The 3451-nt window shown below is 64.0% G+C and carries 3 protein-coding genes; all 3 read left to right on the forward strand.

Features of this window, described 5'->3' with window-relative positions; translation table 11 throughout:
- Window positions 1-306 (forward strand): DUF7507 domain-containing protein (locus CSC94_RS23780; protein WP_133123062.1); only part of this gene is annotated, 306 nt, incomplete at its 5' end.
- A 178-nt stretch (window positions 307-484) separates the two neighbouring features.
- A complete protein-coding gene (locus CSC94_RS23785; RefSeq protein WP_165784586.1) occupies window positions 485-2311 on the forward strand; it encodes a DUF11 domain-containing protein in 1827 nt (608 codons plus the stop codon).
- A gap of 231 nt (window positions 2312-2542) precedes the next feature.
- On the forward strand, window positions 2543-3451 hold a 909-nt coding region (locus CSC94_RS23790), incomplete at its 3' end, for a carbohydrate binding domain-containing protein (RefSeq protein ID WP_133123089.1).

Raw genomic sequence — 3451 nt, forward strand, 5'->3', positions numbered from 1 at the left:
GGCGACGGCAAGGCCGGGACGGGCGACGTGATCCGCTATGCCTACGCGGTCACCAACACCGGCAATGTCGCGATGGCGAACGTTTCCGTCTCCGACGTGACCAACGGCAACGATCCCGCCTTTCTCGGCGGCGCCAGCCCGGGCCAGCCGGTCGCCGTCTCGCTGACGACCGACGCCGGCACAGTGGGAGACTCCACCGACGCCGACAACGCCGGCCCCACCTGGGACATGCTGGCGCCGGGCGACACCATCACCTTCACGGCGGATTATTCGGTCGTGCAGGCCGACGTCGATGCGCTCCAATGAGTGCGTGGTGAAACAGGCCAGTGCTTCGAAGCATTTGTTGATGAAGGGTTTGCCAGGATGGTTGCCATGAAGAGGGTCAGTTTCATGATCCCCGTGCGTCCATCAGGCTGAAGCAGGAACGGGGGCGTTTCCCATGCGAATACCATGCAAGGCGTGGCGGAAAGCAATACTGTGTGTGGTGACGGCACTGGGCGTCTTTCAGGCGGAGTCGTCGGCGGTGGCGGCGGATACCTGCACATCGGCTCCGACGACGTTCAATACGGCCACCGGCCGGGTGACCGACGGGACATACTCTGCCAGCTATTCGTATTCGATCCTCCAGTCTGCGGGCTACGGTGCGGCTACGCCGGCGGGAGCCGATGGCCTGGTTCTCGATGTTGCCAATGGAGCTGCCAATCCCGACAGCATCACGGTGCGCTACAATGTCTCCGGCGTCACCTCGCCCGGCCATGTCATTCGCCTGGTTGGCGGCAGTTTCAACACGGTGAACGGGGACAATGCCGCGTCCGACTATACGATCAGCTGGACCGGCGGTACGGGAAGCGCAACCTGGTACGATCCGGCCACGCCGGATGTGACCATGTACCGCTGGGCCCCGCCGGCCGGTTTCGATATCAATGAACGCCAGATCGAAGGCCTCGGCACCAGTGGAACACTGGCCAACGGAGGCACGATCCGCGTCTATGATGTCTCCAATGCCGTTACGGAGTGGTATGTCGACCTGCCACGCGGCGCGACCTCGGTGACTGTCAGCAAGGTCGTCCTGCACGGCGGAACCAGCGCCACGACGGGGATCGACTTCCAGTATCCCGCGCTCGGCTACGGCAGCAGCGGGTCGGGCACGAGTTTCCGCGAATGGATCGCCTTCGATACCCTGCTGTGCCGCGATACCGATCTCGTCACCGTCAAGACGCTGGAATCCGGCAACGCGACTCCATCCGTGGGCGATACGGTCGGTTTTCGCATCAATGTCGTCAACAACGGCCCCGACGCGGCAACCAACGTGGCGCTCACCGACCAGGTTCCCGCGGGCCTGACCTTCGTTTCCGCGACCCCCGGCGCTGGCGGTTACGACGCGGCGACAGGAATCTGGACGATTGGCACACTGGCAAACGGCGCATCCGCAAGCCTCGTCCTGACCGCCACCGTAAACGCTGATCAGGGTGGGCAGGGCATCACCAACACGACGACACCGGCGGCTGGCGACCAGGGCGACCCGTCAACCGCTGGCGATGACCTCACGGAGAGCATCATGGTGCTCGCACAGCCGGACCTCGTGACGGTCAAGAGCCTGCTTTCGGCGAATGCCACGCCCGCTGTCGGTGACAGCGTCACCTTTCGTCTGATGGTGACCAATGCGACGGCAGGCGTCACGGCGACCGGCGTGTCGCTGAACGACCAGATGCCCGTCGGGCTGACCTATGCGTCCCACGTGGCCAGCGCCGGGACCTATGACCCGGCGACCGGCGCATGGACCATCGGCAGCGTCGTGAACGGCACGCCGGCAACCCTGGACATCACTGCGACCGTCGATGCCGGCCAGCAGGGGAACCTGATCACCAACACGGCGACGCCGGCAACGGGCGATCAGCCCGATCCGTCGATGCTGGGCGACGACCTGATGGAAAGCGTCACGGTGTTCAACCCGCAACCGGCCCTTGTCCTTGCCAAGACATGGAGTTTCGTCACGGATGCCAACGGCGACGGCAAGGCCGGGACGGGCGACGTGGTCCGCTATGCCTACGCGGTCACCAACACCGGCAACGTCAATGTCGCGAACGTCTCGGTCTCCGACACGACCAACGGCAATGATCCGGCCTTTCTCGGCGGCGCCAGCCCGGGCCAGCCCGTCGCCGTCTCGCTGACGACCGACGCCGGCACAGTGGGAGACTCCACAGACGCCGACAACGCCGGCCCGGTCTGGGACACGCTGGCGCCGGGCGACACCGTCACCTTCACCGCCGACTATTCCGTCGTGCAGGCCGACGTCGATGCGCTGCAGTAGAGGGATCATGCTCACGTTCAGAACGGGTACACCAAACGCGGGGGGCGCCCAACACTTGCCGGCACAGGCATCCTTGTTGCCTTGTCTGCTGCTTCGGTTGTGAGCGAGAGTTGATCGAATAAAACTTCGGGTTGTATTCTGCCCGGGTTCATGTCGGGATGGAAGGGGCAGTGCCGGCGAATGTGCGCGCCGGACCGGCCGGAAACGACGGGAAAGGGACCGGGGGCAATCATGAACATCTTGAAACGGCAAGCCGTCCGCCGGGGACGGCAGGATGCGGGTCCGTCGGGGCGCTTGAACCGCAGCGTCCATGGCAAGGTTGAACGCTGCCTTGACTCCAGGCTTGTCCGCATCTGCCTGGCTGGCGCCCTGCTTGCGGTTTCCGCCCTGGTCTGGGCTCCGTCACCTGCCGTGGCCGCGGAACTGGCTACCAACGGCAGCCTGGAAGGACTGGACCCCGCGGTCGACAGGTCCGTTTACAATGCCACCCTGCCGCCTGGCTGGACACAGGTCCAGGGAACCTCGGATACCCGTAACCCCAACATTGCGGGTGCCAATCTGACGTGGGTGGCGTCGCCGGATGGCGGCGATTTCGTTCATTCTGGCACCACCGGTTCAACCAACAGGGAAGGATTGGAGCAGACCGTGACCGGGCTCGTGCCTGGCAATGATTACGTTGTTTCGTTCTATCAATCAGCATCTTTTGTGCCGACCTACTGTCTTGCCGGCGTGAACGTCAAATGGGAGGTCACTTTTGGCGCCCAGAGCCAGTTCGGGGCTGACGTCACCTGTCCGGCGAAGGGAACCGCTTTGCCTTGGGTGCAGCAGAGCATGACCTTCACTGCGACCAGTGCGACGCAAATCCTCCGTTTCCAGGTTCAGTTGGTCAGCGGCGGAAGATTCGGCTATATCGCCGTCGACGGGATATCGCTGCAGGCAGCGCAGGCGGGTTTTTCGATCTCGGCGGTCAATGACGATTTCTCGGCCGCGCCCATCGTCAGCGGAACCGGCGGCACCACGGCATCGGTTCATTTGAACGACACCGTCAATGGCGTAGCCGTCGACCCGGCCGTGATTGTCACCACGCTCGTTTCCGATGGCGGCCTTACGGGCGTCTCCGTGGCCAGCGATGGCACGTTG

The organism is Zhengella mangrovi (genome assembly GCF_002727065.1).
Classification (GTDB): Bacteria; Pseudomonadota; Alphaproteobacteria; order Rhizobiales; family Rhizobiaceae; genus Zhengella; species Zhengella mangrovi.